Raw genomic sequence first — 17,211 nt, forward strand, 5'->3', positions numbered from 1 at the left:
TCAAGTGGTGATGCAGGGAAATATTAACGGAGTCTAAACCCAGCCCGGACGTTTGCCAATGCGACCCGAAATCGCACCGTCCGTTGAAAACAGTCGCATGCCGACAACGCGCGGCAGCCCGGGCACGTTGACGTCCGCAGGCTAGAACGCGATCGCCACCGCAAACTGCAGCCGCACCCGGTGGTCGCTCTGACCGTAGGCCAGATCGACGGCGATCGGGCCGGCAGGGCTCTTCCAGCGCGGCCCGAAGCCATAGCCGACATTCATCTTGAAGAGCTTGCGCTCATCGTTGGCGTTGCCGGCGTCGACAAAGGTGGCAATGCCCCAGTCGCCCCAGCCCCAATGGACGTATTCGGCGCTGGTCACGGCGAGGTAGCGGCCGCCGACGGTGGCGTTGCCGTCCTGCACGCCGAGGCTCTGGTAGGCATAGCCCCGCACGGTCTGGGCGCCGCCGGTGCGGAAGAGGAAATCCTGGGGAACCCCCTCGCGGGATTGCGCCGCGGTGATGCCGCCTTCCGCGCGCACGATCACCACGTCGCGCCCGAAGGCCGGGATGAAGCGCTGGTAGCGCCCGTAGAAGCGGGCAAAGTTGCGGTCGGACATCAGCGCCTGGGACGCGCCGCCGACCTGCACATTGAACACATGGCCCCGGCGGGGATCGAGGACGCTATCGACGTTGCGATGGGTCCACGACCAGTTCGCGGTCAGCGCGCCCCGGCTGGTGCGCAGGCTACCTTCGGGGATCAGCACTTCGTGCTGGTAGTTGAGGGAGAAGCGGTTCTCGATCTTTCCCCGCGGAATGGTGCGAACGACACCAATCGACTGCCGGCGGGTCTGCAGGCCGGCGATGTTGGTGTGCTCGGCCAGCGCGCCGACGCTGTCCAGGTAGCCATCCGGGGTAGGCGGCAGGAACACGTCCATGTAACCCAGCTGGCGGCGCTGCTCAATCCGCAGGCCACTGACGAGGTTGTACGGTTCGCCGAGGAAATTGGCATCCCGGTAGCTGGTCTCGACCCGGTAGCCGGTATTGCTGCTCACGCCCACACCAAATCCGAGCCGCCGCGGCTTGGCCTCGATGACCTGCACGCGGACAGGCGCCGCGCCAGGGGTTTCGCTGTGGCGATCGATGTCGGCGACCACCGAGGCGAAGTAGCTGGTGTTCTGGAGCGCGGTCTGGAAAAGCAGCAGGCGTTCCTGGCTGTAGGGCTCGCCAGCCTTGGGTGGGCGATAACGCTCGATGAGGGACTGGTCGTAATCCACCAGCCCGGTCACCTCCAGCGGACCGAAACGGAAGGCCGGCCCGGAATCCACCTGCACGGTCAGCACGGCTTCGGCGGAGACCGGATCGATCACCGCCTCGCTGTCGGTGATCGTTGCCGCGGCGTAGTCGCGGGTGCTGATGGCGTCGAGCAGCCGCTGCTTGGCGGTGCTCCAGTCGGCCTGCCGGAAGGGCTGCCCCACCGGCAGATCCCAGCGGGCCTTGATGGCGGCGAGCCTTGCGGCCCGGTCGCCCTCGTCGCGGGCCAGATCGCCGGTGACGCCGATCTCGACGCGGGCGATCCGGGTTCGCTGCCCCGGCTTGACGACAATCCGGTATCCGCCGTCCGACCCGGCTTCGCCTTCGATGCCAGGCGAGAAATAGCCTTCGGTGGCGAGGATGTCGCCGATTTCCTTGCGGGCCCGGCGCAGCAGCGCCACCCGCCCGCCTTCGTCGAGTGCGCCATCGGCGCTGCGGTCGAGGAAATCCAGATGCCTGACGAGCAGGGGTCTCAGCTCGTCGGGCGCCACCAGCGTCACGCCACCTTCTGCCGAGCGCGCACCGATCGGCGCAAGGGCGATCAGCACGCAAAGCAGGCGAAGGACAAGGACATGAAACGGCACGGGGCGGATTCTAGCAGGCACCCGCCCCCACCCGGCTGGACGGGGTGTGCCGGGCTGCGCTGAAGGTGATCAGCCTTCGAGGTGGTAGCGGGTGACGCGCTCGACTTCATTCTTCGAGCCGAGCACCACCGGTACGCGCTGGTGGAGCTGATTCGGCTGGATGTCGAGGATGCGCTCGCGGCCGGTGGTGGCGGCGCCGCCAGCGGCTTCGACGATCATCGCCATCGGGTTGGCTTCGTACATCAGGCGCAGCTTGCCACCCTTGTCCTTCATCTTGCTGTCGAGCGGATACATGAAGATGCCGCCACGGGTGAGGATGCGATGCACGTCGGCCACCATCGAGGCCACCCAGCGCATGTTGAAGTCGCGCTCGCGGGGGCCTTCCTTGCCGGCTTGCAGCTCGGCCACGTAACGCTGGACAGGCGGCTCCCAGAAACGCTGGTTGGACGCGTTGATGGCGTATTCCTTGGTGTCTTCGGGAATCGTCATGTAGGGATGGGTGTAGATGAAGCTGCCCATCTCGCGATCCAGCGTAAAGCCATGCACGCCATCGCCCACGGTGAGGACGAGCTGGGTGGACGGGCCATATACCGAATAACCCGCCGCCACCTGCGCCGTACCCGGCTGCATGAAATCGGCCTCGGTAGCCGCCGCGCTGCCTTCGGGACAGCGGAGCACCGAGAAGATGGTGCCGACAGAGATGTTCACGTCGATGTTGGACGAACCGTCCAGCGGATCGAACAGCAGCAGGAAGCCACCCTTCGGGTAGTCGCTGGGAATCGGGCGGATCTCCTCGACTTCCTCGGAGGCCATCGCCGCCAGGTGGCCGCCCCATTCGTTGGCCTGGATCAGGATGTCGTTGGCGATGACATCGAGCTTCTTCTGGGCCTCACCCTGCACATTGTCACTGCCAGCCTCGCCCAGCACGCCGGCGAGGGCGCCCTTGGAAACATTGACGGCAATGGCCTTGACCGCACGGGCGACGACTTCCATCAGCAGGCGCAGATCGGCGCCCATCAGGCCCTTGCGCTGTTGCTCGATCAGGAATTGGGTGAGCGTGACTCGACGCATGACTCGGATCTCCGGAATAACCAGTAAAAGTGGAGATTATCGCCCGGATCAGGGCCTTCCGTCGTTTATGATTGCGGATCGATTTTTGGCAGCGGGCCACCGCCCCTCGAGAAGCACTCTTCGCAAGTCATCATGGAAGTCTTGGTCATAGGCGCCGGCCTCGCCGGCGTCACGAGTGCCTGGTACCTCGCCCAGGCCGGATGTCGCGTCACCGTCATCGATCGCCAGCCCGGCCCGGGCATGGAAACCAGCTTCGCCAATGGCGGGCAGATCTCGGTCAGCCACCCCGAACCGTGGGCCAATCCGGCGGCGCCGGCCACCGTGCTGCGCTGGCTCGGCCGCAGCGACGCCCCGCTGCTTTTCCGCTGGCGGGCCGATGCCGCCCAGTGGCGCTGGGCCTTCTCCTTCCTGCGCGAATGCCTGCCCGGACGCACGGCCCGCAACACAGCGGCCATCGCCAACCTGGCCGTCTACAGCCGCAATGAGCTGCGGGCGCTGCGCGAAGCAACAGGCATCGAATACGAAGCCGGCACCGGCGGCATCCTGCACCTGTTCGAAACCCGGCGGGAGCTTGCCCACCTGCCCGCCAAGCTTCACCAACTGCAAAAGCTCGGCATCCACGGCAGGATTCTCGACCCGGACGAAGCGATCAGCCTCGAGCCCGCGCTGGCGGGGCTACGTCCGCGCCTGGCCGGCGTCCTGCATGGCCTCGACGACGAAACCGGCAACGCGCACCTGTTCTGCACCGAACTCGCAAAGCGGGCCGAGGCCGCCGGCGTACGCTTCTGCCTGAACAGCATTCTTCAGTCGTTCGACACCATCAACGGCAGGATCACCGGCGTGCGCGTGTTGGACGGCGCCCGACGGGCGGGCGTGCTGCGGGCCGACGCCGTCGTGCTGGCTGCTGGCAGCTACAGCCCGGAGATCGCCCGGCCGCTGGGCATCCACCTGCCGATCTACCCGGTCAAGGGCTATTCGATCACGGCGCCCATCCTCGATCCCGACCGGGCGCCACGCCTCAGCCTGACCGACGAATCCCGCCGCATCGTGTGTTCCAGGCTAGGCAATCACCTGCGGGTGGCGGGAACGGCAGAACTCAATGGCTACAACCTGGAACCGAACCCCGCCCGCAGCGCGGCCATCGTGAAATGGATTGAAGATCACCTGCCCGGCGCCGCCGATCTTGGCCAGGCTGAACACTGGTGCGGCCTGCGCCCGGCAACGCCGAGCAACGTGCCCCTGATCGGGCGGACGCGGGTGGATAACCTGTTCCTCAACACCGGCCACGGCACCCTCGGCTGGACGCTGGCCTGCGGCTCGGGCCAGGCACTCAGCGACATCGTCACCGGCCGGCAGCCCCGGCCCGACTTTCCGTTTTTGCTGGACAAGGGCCGCTGAGGCCCGAGGTCCGACGAAATCAGACCTCGGCGGTCTCCTCGAACAGGGCGCGATAGACGAAGGCCGAGAGCACGACCTGCTCGGAATAGGGAATATCGCCAAACTGAACGCCGTGAGTCACCTGGGGAACTTCGCCCTCGGCGACCGCGGTAGCATGCACAGAACGGAGCACGGCCGGTACGGTGAGATATTCCTCCACATCACTCACCGTCACCCGAAACTTGATCGAGATACTGTCATCCTTTTTCCCCACCGGCGTCTTGGCGGTGAGCATCGCACCGCCGGTACTCAGATCCACCAACGACGCAGCGTGGGCGCGACCATCCGAGCCGGTGACCGCGCAGATCAGATTGACCCACGCCCGGGCCCCGCGACGGACCACCAGCCCGCGCACCTGGTTCGGATAGCTCAGATGAAGATGCGGAAACGGCACGTTGGCGACCTTGTAGATCGTCGTGCCAAAAGCGTAGACGCTCTTGCCGGAGAACATCCGGACGACAAAGGCCTGCCCTTCACGCATCAGGAGCACCTTGCCATCCACGGAGGGCGTGGACACGATGATGCTCTTGCCCTTGAGATAGCCAATCAGCTTGACGTAGTAGCGCGACTGGGCCGTGTCGCCCTGGGACTGGAGCTGGAGGGTGTCGCCGATATCGAGCCGTACGTCATCGAAGGCAAACGAACTTTCGCTCGGCTTGTCACCACCGCTCTCGGTGTTGAGCTTGGTCTCGCTGATCTGCAGCTTGCGGAACAAGCCACGCTCCATCAGCGCCCTCTTCTGGGTTTCCGTCTCGACGACAACGCCACGAGCAAGCAGCAGCTGCTTCCTGTCGTCGTATAGCGCCCAAGGAACCGGTTGCCCGATCTCCACTTCACCACTATTGACACGAACGAAAGACATCACCCACCTGCCATGTGAACACGAGTGAGCGACATATCGTCAGCAGGGCGCCACTACTTTAGGGGCAATTCGCCAGAGGAATGCAATTTCGGCAAATCGGCGGGCCCGCCAACGCGTTTCAGGAGTGCCGAAGACACATGCGAGAGTCCGGCTGCCTCGAGCTGCAACAGGAGCCGGGTCATCCGGCGCATGTGCCGGGCCGCCGTGGCTGCATCCTGCACCGTTGCCAGGCTCTGGACGAGGGTCCGGAGTTCCTTCAGGTCCGCCAGGGCCGGAGGAACATAGCCGGCGTTGCGGAGGATCTTGTTGGTCATCCGCGCCTCGGCGGGGACGAGGCAGTCATCCTCGAACACCAGCGGCCGCCCTTCACCGGGCAGCCCGGACAGCTCACCCCGGGCCAGCGCTGCGCGGATGCGCTCTTCGGCAAGGACGTCGAAGATGCTCATCGCCAGCCCCGCCAAACGCGAGGATCAGGCCGGCTGGCCTTCAGCCGCCGGCGCGCCCTCTTCCGCCTTGGCGGGCGGCGTGCAGCAGGAGGACGAGCCATCCTCGCAGTCGGCCTGCGGCGGGTTGCGGACCTCGCCGGTCTCGGTATCGAAACCGATGGATTCGATGTAGGACGAAAGGGCCGCGTCCATCGTCGCCACGTGATTGTCGAACCACACGGGCAGTTCGCGGATCAGCTGCCGGCCGAGCGCTTCGTCACCGCGCTCCATGCGCTTGCGCACATCCTGACAGACGGCCAGCACACGATCATGCTCGGCCTTGTGGCAGGCCGGGAAGCCGATCTGCTCCATCCAGCGATTTTCCTGGTCGAAGTGCTCGACGGTGTGGGCGATGAACACGTCCATCTCGGCGAGCAGTTCGGCACCCGAAACATTGAGCAGACGATTGTAGGCGTCGACGAATTCGACGTGGGTCTGATCCATCGGCGCCAGACCGAGAACGAGTTTTTCAGACCATTCCATGGCAGCCATGTCGGGAAACCTCAAAGCGTGGGTTAATGCGGATAAGGGGAGCTACTTTACGCCCGCGCGGACACGCTGCTCCCTGAGCCAGATCAAGCCGCCGGCGGCAGACCTTACTTGACGAGCTTCAGGTGGCTGCGGCCACCCTTCGGGGGCTCGGGCCGCTCATCGGTTGCGGACAGTTCAGGCGCCTCGCCGGAAACGACGGATTCGGTCTCGGCCTCGAGCTCGGCGTCGTGAGTGGGCACACCGGCCACCTCGAAGGCCATGCCGTGGCCGTTCTCGCGGGCGTAAATCGCGGTCACGTTGTCGACCGGAACCGAGATGTTCTGCGCGATGCCGCCAAAACGCGCCTGAAAGGCGATCAGCTCGTTGCCGATCACGAGGCTCTGGGTGGCGTCGGGGCTGATGTTGAGGACGATCTGCCCATCCTGGACGAACTGCCGGGGCACCATCGTGTGCCGATCGACGGCGACCGAGATGTAGGGCGTCAGACCCTGATCGGCGCACCACTGATAGATGGCACGGACCAGATAAGGCTTGGTGGAGATTTCACTCATGAGTCGAACTTTCCAGCCAGTTTAACCCTGACGAGCCGACCGTCCGGTGGTCGCGGGAATTGCTTGAAGGACACTGCCTGAAGGCGGTCGGAACGGGCACCAGAAAAGCATCGGGGCCGCAACGTCTGAAGCGGCCCCGAATCGGCAATCAGCGCCGCATCACCTTCTCCGACGGGGTCATCGCGTCGATGAAACCCTGGCGGCTGAAGATGCGCTCCGCGTACTTCATCAGCGGCGCCGCAGAACGCGGCAGTTCGATGCCGTAGTGATCCAGACGCCACAGCAGCGGTGCGATCGCCACGTCGAGCATCGAGAACTCTTCGCCCAGCAGGAACTTCTGCTTGGTGAACATGGGCGCCAGCTGGGTCAGCTGGTCGCGAACGTGAGCACGTTCCTTCTCGGCACCCTTGGGATTTTTTTCGAGGGCGTCAATGTGGGAGAACAGCTCAAGTTCAAAGGTATGCAGCAACTGACGGGCCCGGGCACGCATGATTGGGTCGGGCGGCATCAGCTGGGGATGCGGGAAACGCTCGTCGATGTACTCGTTGATGATGTTGGACTCGTAAAGCACGAGATCACGATCAACCAGCACAGGAACCCGGTTGTACGGGTTGATGACGGCGATGTCTTCCGGTTTGTTGAAGAGATCGACATCAATCACCTGGAAATCCATGCCCTTTTCAAAGAGCACGATACGACACCGGTGACTAAAAGGATCTGTCGTTCCGGAATACAAATTCATCATCGTTGTGTTACCCCACGGATACTCTGAATCACGCACCACGCGCCGGGCGCGTGGTGCGTCTTGCTCAGTTGCAGCAAGAGATTGCATCGGCTTGAATGCACCGGCCGATTAATGAATGTCCTTCCAGTAGTTCTTCTTCAGAAGATACGACAGGACAAAAAGAACACCAAGGAACGCGATGACGATCGAACCGATCGACTTGCGCGTTTCAGCCATCGGCTCACCCATCCAGGTCAGGAAGGAGACGAGGTCGGCAACGGACTTGTCGTAGTCTTCCTTGGACATGGTGCCGGGCTTGCCCTGCTCGAGATGGATCACTTTGGTCTTGCCGCCGTGACCGTCATCCTTTTCCTCGACCTTGGCAACCTGCTCCCCCTGCAGTTCGTAGAGGACGTGCGGCATGCCGACGTTCTCGAAAACCACGTTGTTCCAGCCGGTCGGACGCTCGCTGTCACGGTAGAAACCGCGCAGGTAGGTGTACAGCCAGTCGGCGCCGCTGCCGAACTCGGAAGCGCGGGAGCGGGAGATCACGGTCAGATCCGGAGGCGCAGCACCGAACCAGACCTTGGCCTCGTCACGCTGCATCGCGATGCGCATCGGCTCGCCGATCTTGTCGGCGGTGAACATCAGGTTGTCCTTGATCATCTGTTCGGACAAACCGATCTGCTGCAGCCGGTTGTAGCGCATGTAGCTGGCGCCGTGGCAGTTCAGGCAGTAATTGACAAAGAGCTTGGCGCCGTTTTGCAGCGCAGCCGGCTCGGTGGAAACCGGAGCCTTGTCCAGGTGCAGTTCGGGGCCGCTGGCCAGCGCAAGCAGCGGTGCGAACAGAAGAGACGTCAAAAGTTTTTTCATGGCTTTCATTCTCATTAACCGGTCACACGATCGGGCTCGGGCTTGCACTTGTCCATCTTGGAGTACCACGGCATCAGCAGGAAGAAGCCGAAGTAGATCACCGAGCAGATCTGCGAAACGATGGTGCGGCCCGGGGTCGGAGGCAGCACGCCCAGGTAGCCGAGGATGAAGAAGGCGATGATGAAGACCGTCAGGATCAGCTTGAAGAGGCCGCCCTTGTAACGGATCGACTTCACCGGGCTACGGTCGAGCCACGGCAGGAAGGCGATGATCACCACCGCGGCGCCCATGGCGACCACACCCCAGAACTTGGCGTCGATACCGAACAGCGGGTAGGTAACGGCACGCAGGATCGAGTAGAACGGGGTGAAGTACCAGACCGGCGCAATGTGCGGCGGGGTCTTCAGCGGGTCGGCCGGGATGAAGTTGTTGAACTCCAGGAAGTAGCCGCCGCCTTCAGGCGCGAAGAACACGATGAAGGAGAAGACGATCAGGAAGCCGACGACGCCAACGATGTCCTTCACGGTGTAGTACGGGTGGAAGGGGATGCCGTCCAGCGGGTGGCCATCAGCGCCCTTCTTCTTCTTGATCTCGACGCCATCCGGGTTGTTGGAGCCGACTTCGTGCAGGGCAACGATGTGGGCGGCAACCAGGCCGATGAGGATCAGCGGCACGGCGATGACGTGGAAGGAGAAGAAGCGGTTCAGGGTCGCGTCGGACACCACGAAGTCGCCACGAATCACGACGGAGAGGTCGGGACCGATGACGGGGATCGCGGAGAACAGGTTCACGATCACCTGGGCGCCCCAGAAGGACATCTGCCCCCAGGGCAGCAGGTAGCCCATGAAGGCTTCAGCCATCAGCGCCAGGAAGATCAGGGTACCGAAGATCCAGATGAGTTCGCGGGGCTTGCGGTAGGAACCGTAGAGCAGGCCGCGGAACATGTGCAGGTACACCACGATGAAGAACGCCGAAGCGCCGGTGGAGTGCATGTAGCGGATGATCCAGCCGCCCGGCACGTCGCGCATGATGTACTCGACGGAGGCGAAGGCCACCGGCACGCCGGAGGCGTTCAGGGAGGCATCCGGCTTGTAGTGCATGACCAGGAAGATGCCGGTCACGATCTGGATCACCAGCACCAGCAGGGCCAGCGAGCCGAAGAAGTACCAGAAGTTGAAGTTCTTGGGCGCGTAATACTCGGTCAGGTGGCCCTTGATGGTCGACGTCAGCGGGAAGCGCGCGTCGATCCAGTCCAAAACCGCTTGAGATTTGGTCGTCATCGTTTATGCCTTTCCGTCTTCGCCGATGATGATCTTGGCGTCGCTCAGATACTTGTGCGGCGGGATCTCGAGGTTGTCCGGCGCCGGCTTGCTCTTGTAAACCCGACCAGCCATGTCGAAGGTCGAACCGTGACAGGGGCACAGGAAGCCACCCGGCCAGTCGGCCGCGACACCACTTTCGGCGCCAGTCTTGAACTTATCGGACGGCGAACAGCCCAAGTGCGTGCAGATACCGACCGCCACCAGGATTTCCGGCTTGATGGAACGGGTTTCGTTCTGGGCATAAGCCGGCTGCATCGGCTTCTCGGATTTCGGATCGCTGACCTCGCTATCGGTCTTCTTCAGAGAATCCAGCATTTCCTTGGTCCGGTTGATGATCCAGACCGGCTTGCCGCGCCACTCGACGGTCATCATCTGACCGGGCTGCAGCTTGCTGATATCCACCTCAACCGGAGCACCGGCTGCCTTGGCTCGTTCGGACGGCGTCAGGCTCGCGACAAACGGTACGGCGGCGGCTACAGCGCCCACGCCCCCCGCAGCCGACGTCACCAGCAACAGCTGGCGCCGACCCGCATCCACTTTTTGATCCACGCTCATGGCCCACTAACCTCAATAAAAGAGACTTCGAAGATCGCAATACGGAAAACCTGCGGAGTATAGCGAAATACCCGCCCTAAAAAAAGGGCCAGCCTGCTAAACCCGCGCCAGCATTGGAGATTATTCGGGTTTCGGGGCTAACCGGAGGGCATCCGGATCGAACTTTGCGCCCTGTCAGGCGCAATTTTTTTGGCGCCGCAGCAAGGGCTTGAAGGCCGTCGGGCATAATCGCGGCCGCCTCCCTGTTGCCGCCGGAACGCCATTTGATGCCCGCCCTGACCCGCCGCCTCGCCCAAAGGATCCTCTTCGCCACCCTGCTCGGCGGCGCTCTGCCCGCCTTCGCGGAGAGCTGGCCCGCGACGCTGGACGCCAGCCTCGCCCGGGCCGGCATTCCCCGCAGCGCCGCAGCGGTGCTGGTGCAGGACATGGACGCCACGCCGCCGGTCATCGCCCAGCGTGTCCAGGATCCGATGAACCCGGCCTCGGTGATGAAACTGGTAACGAGCTTCGCCGCCCTCGACCGCCTCGGGCCGGCCTTCACCTGGAAGACCCGCTTCGCCACCCGCGCTGAGATCCGCCAGCAGACGCTCCACGGCGATCTTCACATCACCGGCGGCGGCGATCCGAGGCTGTCCCGCGAGCGCCTGTGGCTGGCCCTGCGCGACCTGCGCGCCCAGGGTGTGCGGCGCATCGACGGCGACGTGATCACCGACCGCAGCTTCTTCCGCCTGCCGCCCCACGACCCGGGCGTCTTCGACCAGCGCCCACTGCGCCCCTACAACGCCGGCGCCGACGCGCTTTCCATCGATTACGGGGCGATCCGGGTGCGCGTGCAGCCCACCGCTGGCGGCGCCGGGGTGAGCAGCGAGCCCATGCCGGCCGGCCTTGTCATCGACAACCGGATCCGCCGCGGCCAGAACGGCAGCTGCGGCGATCCGACCAACACCCTCGTGGCCACCAAGGCCGAAGGCGCCAGCGGCGTCCGCCTGACGCTGGAAGGTGCACTTCCCCAGGGCTGCACCGAGGCCTTCGACTGGAACCTCGCGCCGCTGCCGCCGGACCGCCTCTTCGAGGGCATGTTCCGGGCGATCTGGAAGGAGCTCGGCGGCGAGATCGGCGGGCGCTTCCGCGACGGCCGCACGCCGCCCGACGCCCGCCTGCTGGTCGAGACGGTCTCGCCCGCGCTGCCGGAAGTGCTGCGGGACATGAACAAGTGGTCGAACAACGTGATCGCCCGGGAGGTGCTCGCCACCCTCGGCGCGGTGAGCGAACCGGGCGAGGATTCGGTGGCCGCGGGCGCGCGGGCGGCCCAGCGCAGCCTGGCCAGCAACGGCATCCCGACCGCCGGGCTGGTGATCGAGAACGGCGCCGGGCTGTCGCGGAACGAGCGGATCACCGCCGCCACCCTCGGCCAGATGCTGCAGTCGGCGTGGCGCAGTCGGACGATGCCGGAGCTGATCTCGTCGCTCCCGGTGGCCGGCATCGACGGCACCGCGCGCAAACGGCTGGCCGGCAGCGCCGCGGCGGGTTCGGCCCACGTCAAGACGGGCACCCTTGACGGCGTGCGCAGCATTGCCGGCTACGTGCTCGCCAACAGCGGCCGGCGCTACGTGGTGGTACTGATGATCAATCACCCCAACGCCGGCGCGGCGCGGGAGGCGCAGGACGCGCTGATGGAGTGGGTCGCCGGGCTGTGATCAGCCCTGGTAGGCGTGGCGCCGCAGGGCGTCGAAAGGGATGACCTCGAGCGCCGCCATGTGGGTGGATTCAAGCACCACCGGTGGCGCCATGCCCGCCTCCCAGGCCTCCCGCCAGCGCAGGGCGCACAGGCACCAGCGATCGCCAGGCTTGAGGCCGACAAAGCGGAACTCGGGCCGCGGCGTGGAAAGATCGTTGCCGCGCATCTTGCTGAAGGCCAGGAACTCGGCCGTCACCTTCACGCACACGTGGTGGCGGCCGATGTCGTTGGGGTCGGCCTCGCAGCAGCCGGTGCGCATCCAGCCGGTGAGGGGCGCGTAGCTGCAGGCGAGCAGCGGCCCGCCGAGCACGTTGAGGGCGTCGCTGGGAGGAAGGTCGCTCAATCCGGATACCCCTGCGGGTTGCTGCTCTGCCAGCGCCACGCGTCGGCGCACATCTCGTCGATGCCACGGGTGGCACGCCAGCCGAGCTCCTCAGCGGCAAGGGTCGGCTCGGCGTAGCACTGAGCCACGTCGCCTGGGCGTCGGGCGACGATCTCGTAGGGCACCGGACGGCCGCTGGCCTTCTCGAAGGCCTTGATCACGTCGATCACGCTGTAGCCGGCGCCGGTGCCGAGATTGACGGTGAGCACGCCCGGGCGTTCGGCCAGACGGCGCACTGCCGCCACATGGCCAACGGCCAGGTCCACCACGTGGATGTAGTCGCGCACCCCGGTGCCGTCGGGCGTCGGGTAATCACCGCCGAACACCCGCAGCTGCGGCAGGCGGCCGACGGCCACCTGGCTCACGTAGGGCATCAGGTTGTTGGGCAGGCCGTTGGGGTCTTCGCCGATGCGGCCGCTGGCGTGGGCACCCACCGGGTTGAAATAGCGCAGCAGCGCCACGCGCCATTCCGGGTCGGCCGCGGCGAGGTCGGACAGCACGAACTCCATCATCCACTTGGTGCGGCCGTAGGGATTGGTCGGGCCGGTGGGAAAATCCTCGCGGATCGGCACGCTGGCCGGGTCGCCATACACCGTGGCCGACGAGCTGAACACCAGCGACTTCACGCCCGCCTCGGCCATCACCTCGGCCAGGGCCACCGTGCCGGCGATGTTGTTGTCGTAGTACATCAAAGGCTTGGCGACGGATTCGCCGACCGCCTTGAGGGCCGCAAAGTGGATCACCGACTCGATGGCGTGGGCGGCGAAGATCTCACGCAGGGCCGCCTTGTCGCGGATGTCGGCGCGGTGGAAGGCCGCCAGCTTGCGGCCGGCGATCTCCTCGACGCGGCGCAGGGCCTCGGGCTTGCTGTTGCTGAAGTTGTCCACCACGACCACGTCGTAGCCGGCCGCGAGGAGTTCGACACAGGTGTGGGAGCCGATGTAGCCGGCGCCGCCGGTCACGAGGATGGTAGCCATTGAATCAGTCGCGATGAAGAGTGATCGGGAATGCCAGGATGATACCGCGGCAGCGCCGTCGACTGGCCTGCTGGAAAGCGATCAGACCGCGCCTTTTTCACGCAGGGCTGCAATTTCCTGCGGGGCGTAGCCGAGGCTGGCGAGGATCTCGTCGGTGTGCTCGCCGAGCTTCGGCCCGAGCCATTCGGTGCTGCCCGGCGTATCCGAGAGCTTGGGCACGATGCCGGGAATCTTCATGGGCTGGCCGCCGGGCAGATTGACCTGCTCGAACATGTCGCGGGCGATGAACTGGGCGTCCTTGAACATGTCGGCCACCGAGAGCACCGCGCTGGCGGGCACCTGGGCTGCCTCCATCGCCGCGAGCACGGCATCGCCGTCGTGCTCGCGCACCCAGGCGTCTATGGCGGCGTAGAGCTCGTCGGCGCGGGCATCGCGGCCGGCGTTGTTGCCAAGGCTCGCGTCGTCGGCCAGATCCGCGCGGCCGATGGCGTTCATCAACCGCTTGAAGATCGCATCGCCGTTGCCGCCGATGATGATGTGGCGGCCGTCCCGCGTGGTGTGGGTGTTGGACGGGGTGATGCCCGGCATCACGTTGCCGGTGCGCTCGCGCACGAAGCCAGCCACGTCGAACTCCGGCACCATGCTTTCCATCATCGCGAACACGGCTTCGTAAAGCGCCACATCCACCACCTGCCCGGCGCCGCCGTTCACCTCGCGGTGGCGCAAGGCCATCAGCGCGCCGATGGCGGCCCACAGGGCGGCGATCGAATCGCCGATGGAGATGCCGGTGCGCACCGGCGGACGATCCGGAAAGCCCGTGATGTAGCGCAGCCCGCCCATGGATTCGCCGATGGCGCCAAAGCCGGGGCGATCCTTGTACGGCCCGGTCTGGCCGAAGCCGGACAGGCGAACCATCACCAGGCCGGGATTAGCCGCGGAGAGCACGTCCCAGCCCAGGCCGAGCTTTTCGAGCACGCCGGGGCGGAAGTTCTCGACCACGATGTCGGCCTCGGCCGCCAGTTTGCGCACCGCGGCGAGGCCGTCCGGGTCCTTGAGGTTCGCCGTGAAGGAGCGCTTGTTGCGCGCCTGCACCGACCACCACAGGGACGTGCCTTCGTGCAGCTTGCGCCACTGGCGCAGCGGGTCGCCGCCATCGGGCGATTCGACCTTGATCACCTCGGCGCCAAATTCGGCCAGGATGCGGGTGCAGAACGGGCCGGCGATCAGCGTGCCGAGTTCCAGCACCTTGACGCCGGCGAGGGGTTTGGCCGGTTGGACCATCGTGGGACTCCCGAAGGGGACGAAATCAGAGGGCGCGGCGCTCCACCAGCGCCTGGGCAATGGTGCCCGTGTCGATGTGCTCCAGCTCGCCGCCGACCGGAATGCCCCGGGCGATGCGGCTCACCTTGATGCCGCGGCTACGCAGCAGCTCGGAGATCATGTGGGCGGTAGCTTCGCCCTCGTTGGTGAAGTTGGTGGCAAGGATCACTTCCTGCACCACGCCGTCACAGGCGCGATGGAGAAACTTCTCCAGCCCCAGCTCACGCGGGCCGATGCCGTCCAGCGGCGACAGCCGGCCCATCAGCACGTAATACAGGCCGTGGAAGCTGTGGGTCTGCTCCATCATCGCCAGATCGGCGGGCATCTCGACGACACACAGCTGGCTGGCGTCGCGCTGCGGGTTGGCGCAGCGGGCGCACACCTCGTCTTCGCAGAAGGTGTTGCAGCGGGCGCAGTGGCGCAGCACCTCGAGGGCATGCCCGAGGGCGGTGGCCAACCGCGCCGCGCCGCGCTGGTCACGCTGCAGCAGATGGTAGGCCATCCGCTGGGCGGACTTGGGCCCCACGCCCGGCAGGCAGCGCAGGGCTTCGATGAGGGCGTCGAGGCTGGAAGGTGCGCTCACGGCCGATCAGAACGGCATCTTGAAGCCCGGCGGCAGATTGAGGCCGGCGGTAAAGCCGGACATCTTCTCCTGGGTAGTGGTCTCGACGCGGCGCACGGCGTCGTTCACCGCGGCGGCCAGCAGGTCTTCGAGCATTTCCTTGTCGTCCATCACCGACGGGTCGATGCTCACCCGGCGGACGTCGTACTTGCAGGTCATCTGGACCTTGACCATGCCAGCGCCGGACTGGCCTTCGACCTCGATGCCGCCGAGGCTGTCCTGCATCTTCTTCATGTTTTCCTGCATTTGCTGGGCCTGTTTCATCAGGCCGGCGATGCCGCCTTTCATCATGGTGACTTCTCCAGAGAGTTGGGTTCAGAGGGGTTTGACCGACGCTTCCTCGAGCGTCGCATCGAATCGTTCGATCAGTTCGCGAACAAAAGGATCCTGCTCCAGTGCCGCCACCGCCGCCGCATGGCGCTCGGCCTTCTCGGCCTGGTTGCGCTGGGCGGGAGTTTCGGTGGCGATCTCGCCGACCTCGATGGCCACCCGCATGGGGCGGCCGAGATGGGCGCTCAGCGCGTCCTGCAGCTTTTCGGCGCCGCCCTTGTTGATCTGCAAGAGGTGCCGATGGGTGTGGGACAGGCGCAGCTTGAAGGTGTCGTCGGCCGTGCCCAGCAGCTCGCAGTGCTGGGCGAGTTCGCGGTTGAGGCCGCCAAGGCCCAGCTCGTTGAGGAGACCGTGCCAATCGACGCTGCCGGACATCGCCGGCGCCGGACGGGCTGCGGGCGGCGCAGGCCTGGCGGGTTCGGGCTCAGGTTCCGGCTGGCGGATCGCGGTGGGCTCGGGCTCCGGGGCGACGGCGACCGGCGGCGCTTCGCGGGGCGGCGCCGGCTGGGGCACCGGGCGCGCCGGCGCGATCTCGTGGGCTTCCGGCGGGAGATCCTCCCAGGGCGGCACGCTGCTGCCGTAATCGGGGCCACTGGATTCGACCGGCTTGGCGACTTCGGCCGGCTTGGCGGGCTCGGGGGCACGAACCGGCTCAGGCGGCGGCACCTCGGCGCTGACGGGCGGAGGCTCGGGCGCACGCACGGGTTCCGGTGCGGGCACGGGCGCCAGCGCAGCAGCAGGCGGCTCGACCGGAGCGGCAACCGGCCGCGGCGCAGGCGCAGCGGGTGCGGGTGCCGCAGGACGGGCCGGCACCGGGCGCGCCTGCCCCTGACCACCGCCACCCGCCATCACCGCGCCCAGTCCGGCCGGCTGATCCGGGCGGAAGGCGAAGAGGCGCAGCAGGGTCATCGAGAAACCGGTGGTCTCATCGGGGGCCAGCGGCAGCTCGTCGCGGCCGTGGATGGTGATCTGGTAGGCAAGCTGCAGGAACTCGGCGTCGAAGGCTTGCGCGTAAGGCGCGAGGCGGGCCGCTTCGAACTCGTCGGCAACCGCCGCCGGCGCCAGCTGGACCAGCGCGATGCGGTGGAGCAGCGCGGCCAGCGACTGCAGCGCGGATTCGAAGGACAGGCTGCGCGCCTCCATGCCATCGACAGCGGCCATCAGCGCGGCCACGTCATTGGCGACCAGCGCGTCCAGCACGGCGTAGAGGTGGTCGTCGCCCACCGTGCCGAGCATGTCCTGCACGGCTTGTTCCTCGACCTTGCCGGCGCCGTGGGCGATGGCCTGGTCGAGCAGCGACAGGGAATCGCGCATCGAACCGTTGGCGGCCTTGGCGATGTGGCGCAGCGCGCCCGGCTCGAAGGGCACGGCCTCGGCCTCGAGCAGCCGCGTGAGGTGGCCGACGATGTGGCCCGGCGGCATCTGCTTGAGGTTGAATTGCAGACAGCGCGACAGCACGGTGACCGGGATCTTCTGGGGGTCGGTGGTCGCGATGATGAATTTGACGTGCTCGGGCGGCTCTTCGAGCGTCTTCAGCATCGCGTTGAAGGCATGCCCGGTGAGCATGTGCACTTCGTCGATCATGTAGA

18 protein-coding genes are annotated in these 17,211 nt (G+C 65.8%); 2 read left to right on the forward strand and 16 right to left on the reverse strand.

Annotated features, from left to right (window positions below; genetic code table 11):
* Nucleotides 1-141: 141 nt before the first annotated feature.
* Together Q0672_RS03885 and Q0672_RS03890 are read right to left on the reverse strand one after the other, a co-directional pair.
* A complete protein-coding gene (locus tag Q0672_RS03885) occupies nt 142-1,881 on the reverse strand; it encodes an autotransporter assembly complex family protein (protein WP_298619941.1) in 1,740 nt (579 codons plus the stop codon).
* 69 nt (nt 1,882-1,950) lie between these two features.
* The gene (locus Q0672_RS03890) at nt 1,951-2,952 is read right to left on the reverse strand and encodes a class 1 fructose-bisphosphatase (RefSeq protein WP_298619944.1); all 1,002 of its coding nucleotides are present in this window, start codon (nt 2,950-2,952) and stop codon (nt 1,951-1,953) included.
* 132 nt (nt 2,953-3,084) lie between these two features.
* Between Q0672_RS03890 and Q0672_RS03895 the strand changes: the two genes are divergently transcribed.
* Complete coding sequence (locus Q0672_RS03895) at nt 3,085-4,350, forward strand: D-amino acid dehydrogenase (RefSeq protein ID WP_298619946.1); 1,266 nt, start codon at nt 3,085-3,087, stop codon at nt 4,348-4,350.
* 19 nt (nt 4,351-4,369) lie between these two features.
* Here the strand turns inward: Q0672_RS03895 and Q0672_RS03900 are convergent, their stop codons facing one another.
* The 8 genes from Q0672_RS03900 to petA all read right to left on the reverse strand — a co-directional run bounded on the left by Q0672_RS03900 (nt 4,370) and on the right by petA (nt 10,253).
* Nucleotides 4,370-5,251, reverse strand: a complete 882-nt coding sequence (locus tag Q0672_RS03900) for a flagellar brake protein (protein ID WP_298619949.1) — start codon at nt 5,249-5,251, stop codon at nt 4,370-4,372.
* Nucleotides 5,252-5,304: 53 nt separating this feature from the next.
* On the reverse strand, nt 5,305-5,697 hold the full coding sequence (locus Q0672_RS03905) for a DnaJ family domain-containing protein (RefSeq protein WP_298619952.1): 393 nt from the start codon (nt 5,695-5,697) through the stop codon (nt 5,305-5,307).
* Between the two features lie 24 nt (nt 5,698-5,721).
* The gene (locus Q0672_RS03910; RefSeq protein ID WP_298619954.1) at nt 5,722-6,228 is read right to left on the reverse strand and encodes a hemerythrin domain-containing protein; all 507 of its coding nucleotides are present in this window, start codon (nt 6,226-6,228) and stop codon (nt 5,722-5,724) included.
* A gap of 104 nt (nt 6,229-6,332) precedes the next feature.
* Entirely contained in the window at nt 6,333-6,779 is a 447-nt protein-coding gene (locus Q0672_RS03915) for a ClpXP protease specificity-enhancing factor (protein ID WP_298619957.1), read from the reverse strand.
* A 148-nt stretch (nt 6,780-6,927) separates the two neighbouring features.
* On the reverse strand, nt 6,928-7,524 hold the full coding sequence (locus tag Q0672_RS03920) for a glutathione S-transferase N-terminal domain-containing protein (protein WP_153161384.1): 597 nt from the start codon (nt 7,522-7,524) through the stop codon (nt 6,928-6,930).
* A gap of 108 nt (nt 7,525-7,632) precedes the next feature.
* Nucleotides 7,633-8,391, reverse strand: coding sequence for a cytochrome c1 (locus Q0672_RS03925; RefSeq protein WP_153161206.1), 759 nt, complete (start codon nt 8,389-8,391; stop codon nt 7,633-7,635).
* Nucleotides 8,391-9,656 carry a cytochrome bc complex cytochrome b subunit gene (locus Q0672_RS03930; protein WP_284187773.1) on the reverse strand — a complete coding sequence of 422 codons (1,266 nt, stop codon included), beginning with the start codon at nt 9,654-9,656 and terminating at the stop codon, nt 8,391-8,393. The genes Q0672_RS03925 and Q0672_RS03930 overlap by 1 nt, the downstream gene beginning before the upstream one ends.
* A 3-nt stretch (nt 9,657-9,659) precedes the next feature.
* Nucleotides 9,660-10,253: a ubiquinol-cytochrome c reductase iron-sulfur subunit gene (gene petA / locus Q0672_RS03935; RefSeq protein WP_153161204.1), complete on the reverse strand. Its 594-nt coding sequence runs from the start codon at nt 10,251-10,253 to the stop codon at nt 9,660-9,662.
* 266 nt (nt 10,254-10,519) lie between these two features.
* Here petA and dacB point away from each other — a divergent pair, with 266 nt between their 5' ends.
* A complete protein-coding gene (dacB, locus tag Q0672_RS03940) occupies nt 10,520-11,950 on the forward strand; it encodes a D-alanyl-D-alanine carboxypeptidase/D-alanyl-D-alanine-endopeptidase (protein ID WP_298619961.1) in 1,431 nt (476 codons plus the stop codon).
* Here dacB and Q0672_RS03945 read toward each other — a convergent pair whose 3' ends face one another.
* The 6 genes from Q0672_RS03945 to Q0672_RS03970 all read right to left on the reverse strand — a co-directional run.
* Complete coding sequence (locus tag Q0672_RS03945) at nt 11,951-12,334, reverse strand: DUF2237 domain-containing protein (RefSeq protein WP_153161202.1); 384 nt, start codon at nt 12,332-12,334, stop codon at nt 11,951-11,953.
* Complete coding sequence (galE, locus tag Q0672_RS03950) at nt 12,331-13,350, reverse strand: UDP-glucose 4-epimerase GalE (protein ID WP_298619966.1); 1,020 nt, start codon at nt 13,348-13,350, stop codon at nt 12,331-12,333. Before galE ends, Q0672_RS03945 begins: the two co-directional genes overlap by 4 nt.
* A gap of 81 nt (nt 13,351-13,431) precedes the next feature.
* A complete protein-coding gene (locus Q0672_RS03955) occupies nt 13,432-14,631 on the reverse strand; it encodes a CaiB/BaiF CoA-transferase family protein (protein ID WP_298619969.1) in 1,200 nt (399 codons plus the stop codon).
* 25 nt (nt 14,632-14,656) lie between these two features.
* Nucleotides 14,657-15,253 (reverse strand): recombination mediator RecR, encoded by a 597-nt coding sequence (gene recR, locus Q0672_RS03960; protein WP_298619971.1) that lies wholly within the window; start codon nt 15,251-15,253, stop codon nt 14,657-14,659.
* Nucleotides 15,254-15,259: 6 nt separating this feature from the next.
* Nucleotides 15,260-15,583 carry a YbaB/EbfC family nucleoid-associated protein gene (locus Q0672_RS03965; protein WP_284187768.1) on the reverse strand — a complete coding sequence of 108 codons (324 nt, stop codon included), beginning with the start codon at nt 15,581-15,583 and terminating at the stop codon, nt 15,260-15,262.
* Nucleotides 15,584-15,607: 24 nt separating this feature from the next.
* On the reverse strand, nt 15,608-17,211 hold a 1,604-nt coding region (locus Q0672_RS03970), incomplete at its 5' end, for a DNA polymerase III subunit gamma/tau C-terminal domain-containing protein (RefSeq protein ID WP_298619974.1).

This window comes from uncultured Zoogloea sp., assembly GCF_937894855.1.
In the GTDB taxonomy this organism is placed as follows: Bacteria; Pseudomonadota; Gammaproteobacteria; order Burkholderiales; family Rhodocyclaceae; genus Zoogloea; species Zoogloea oryzae.

What these genes read in the sequence shown, in the direction of transcription:
- Q0672_RS03890 (WP_298619944.1), bottom strand. Translation starts at nt 2,952, where the DNA reads ATGCGTCGAGTCACGCTCACCCAATTCCTGATCGAGCAACAGCGCAAG.
- Q0672_RS03895 (WP_298619946.1), top strand. Translation starts at nt 3,085, where the DNA reads ATGGAAGTCTTGGTCATAGGCGCCGGCCTCGCCGGCGTCACGAGTGCC.
- Q0672_RS03900 (WP_298619949.1), bottom strand. Translation starts at nt 5,251, where the DNA reads ATGTCTTTCGTTCGTGTCAATAGTGGTGAAGTGGAGATCGGGCAACCG.
- Q0672_RS03905 (WP_298619952.1), bottom strand. Translation starts at nt 5,697, where the DNA reads ATGAGCATCTTCGACGTCCTTGCCGAAGAGCGCATCCGCGCAGCGCTG.
- Q0672_RS03910 (WP_298619954.1), bottom strand. Translation starts at nt 6,228, where the DNA reads ATGGCTGCCATGGAATGGTCTGAAAAACTCGTTCTCGGTCTGGCGCCG.
- Q0672_RS03915 (WP_298619957.1), bottom strand. Translation starts at nt 6,779, where the DNA reads ATGAGTGAAATCTCCACCAAGCCTTATCTGGTCCGTGCCATCTATCAG.
- Q0672_RS03920 (WP_153161384.1), bottom strand. Translation starts at nt 7,524, where the DNA reads ATGATGAATTTGTATTCCGGAACGACAGATCCTTTTAGTCACCGGTGT.
- Q0672_RS03925 (WP_153161206.1), bottom strand. Translation starts at nt 8,391, where the DNA reads ATGAGAATGAAAGCCATGAAAAAACTTTTGACGTCTCTTCTGTTCGCA.
- Q0672_RS03930 (WP_284187773.1), bottom strand. Translation starts at nt 9,656, where the DNA reads ATGACGACCAAATCTCAAGCGGTTTTGGACTGGATCGACGCGCGCTTC.
- petA (WP_153161204.1), bottom strand. Translation starts at nt 10,253, where the DNA reads ATGAGCGTGGATCAAAAAGTGGATGCGGGTCGGCGCCAGCTGTTGCTG.
- dacB (WP_298619961.1), top strand. Translation starts at nt 10,520, where the DNA reads ATGCCCGCCCTGACCCGCCGCCTCGCCCAAAGGATCCTCTTCGCCACC.
- galE (WP_298619966.1), bottom strand. Translation starts at nt 13,350, where the DNA reads ATGGCTACCATCCTCGTGACCGGCGGCGCCGGCTACATCGGCTCCCAC.
- Q0672_RS03955 (WP_298619969.1), bottom strand. Translation starts at nt 14,631, where the DNA reads ATGGTCCAACCGGCCAAACCCCTCGCCGGCGTCAAGGTGCTGGAACTC.
- Q0672_RS03965 (WP_284187768.1), bottom strand. Translation starts at nt 15,583, where the DNA reads ATGATGAAAGGCGGCATCGCCGGCCTGATGAAACAGGCCCAGCAAATG.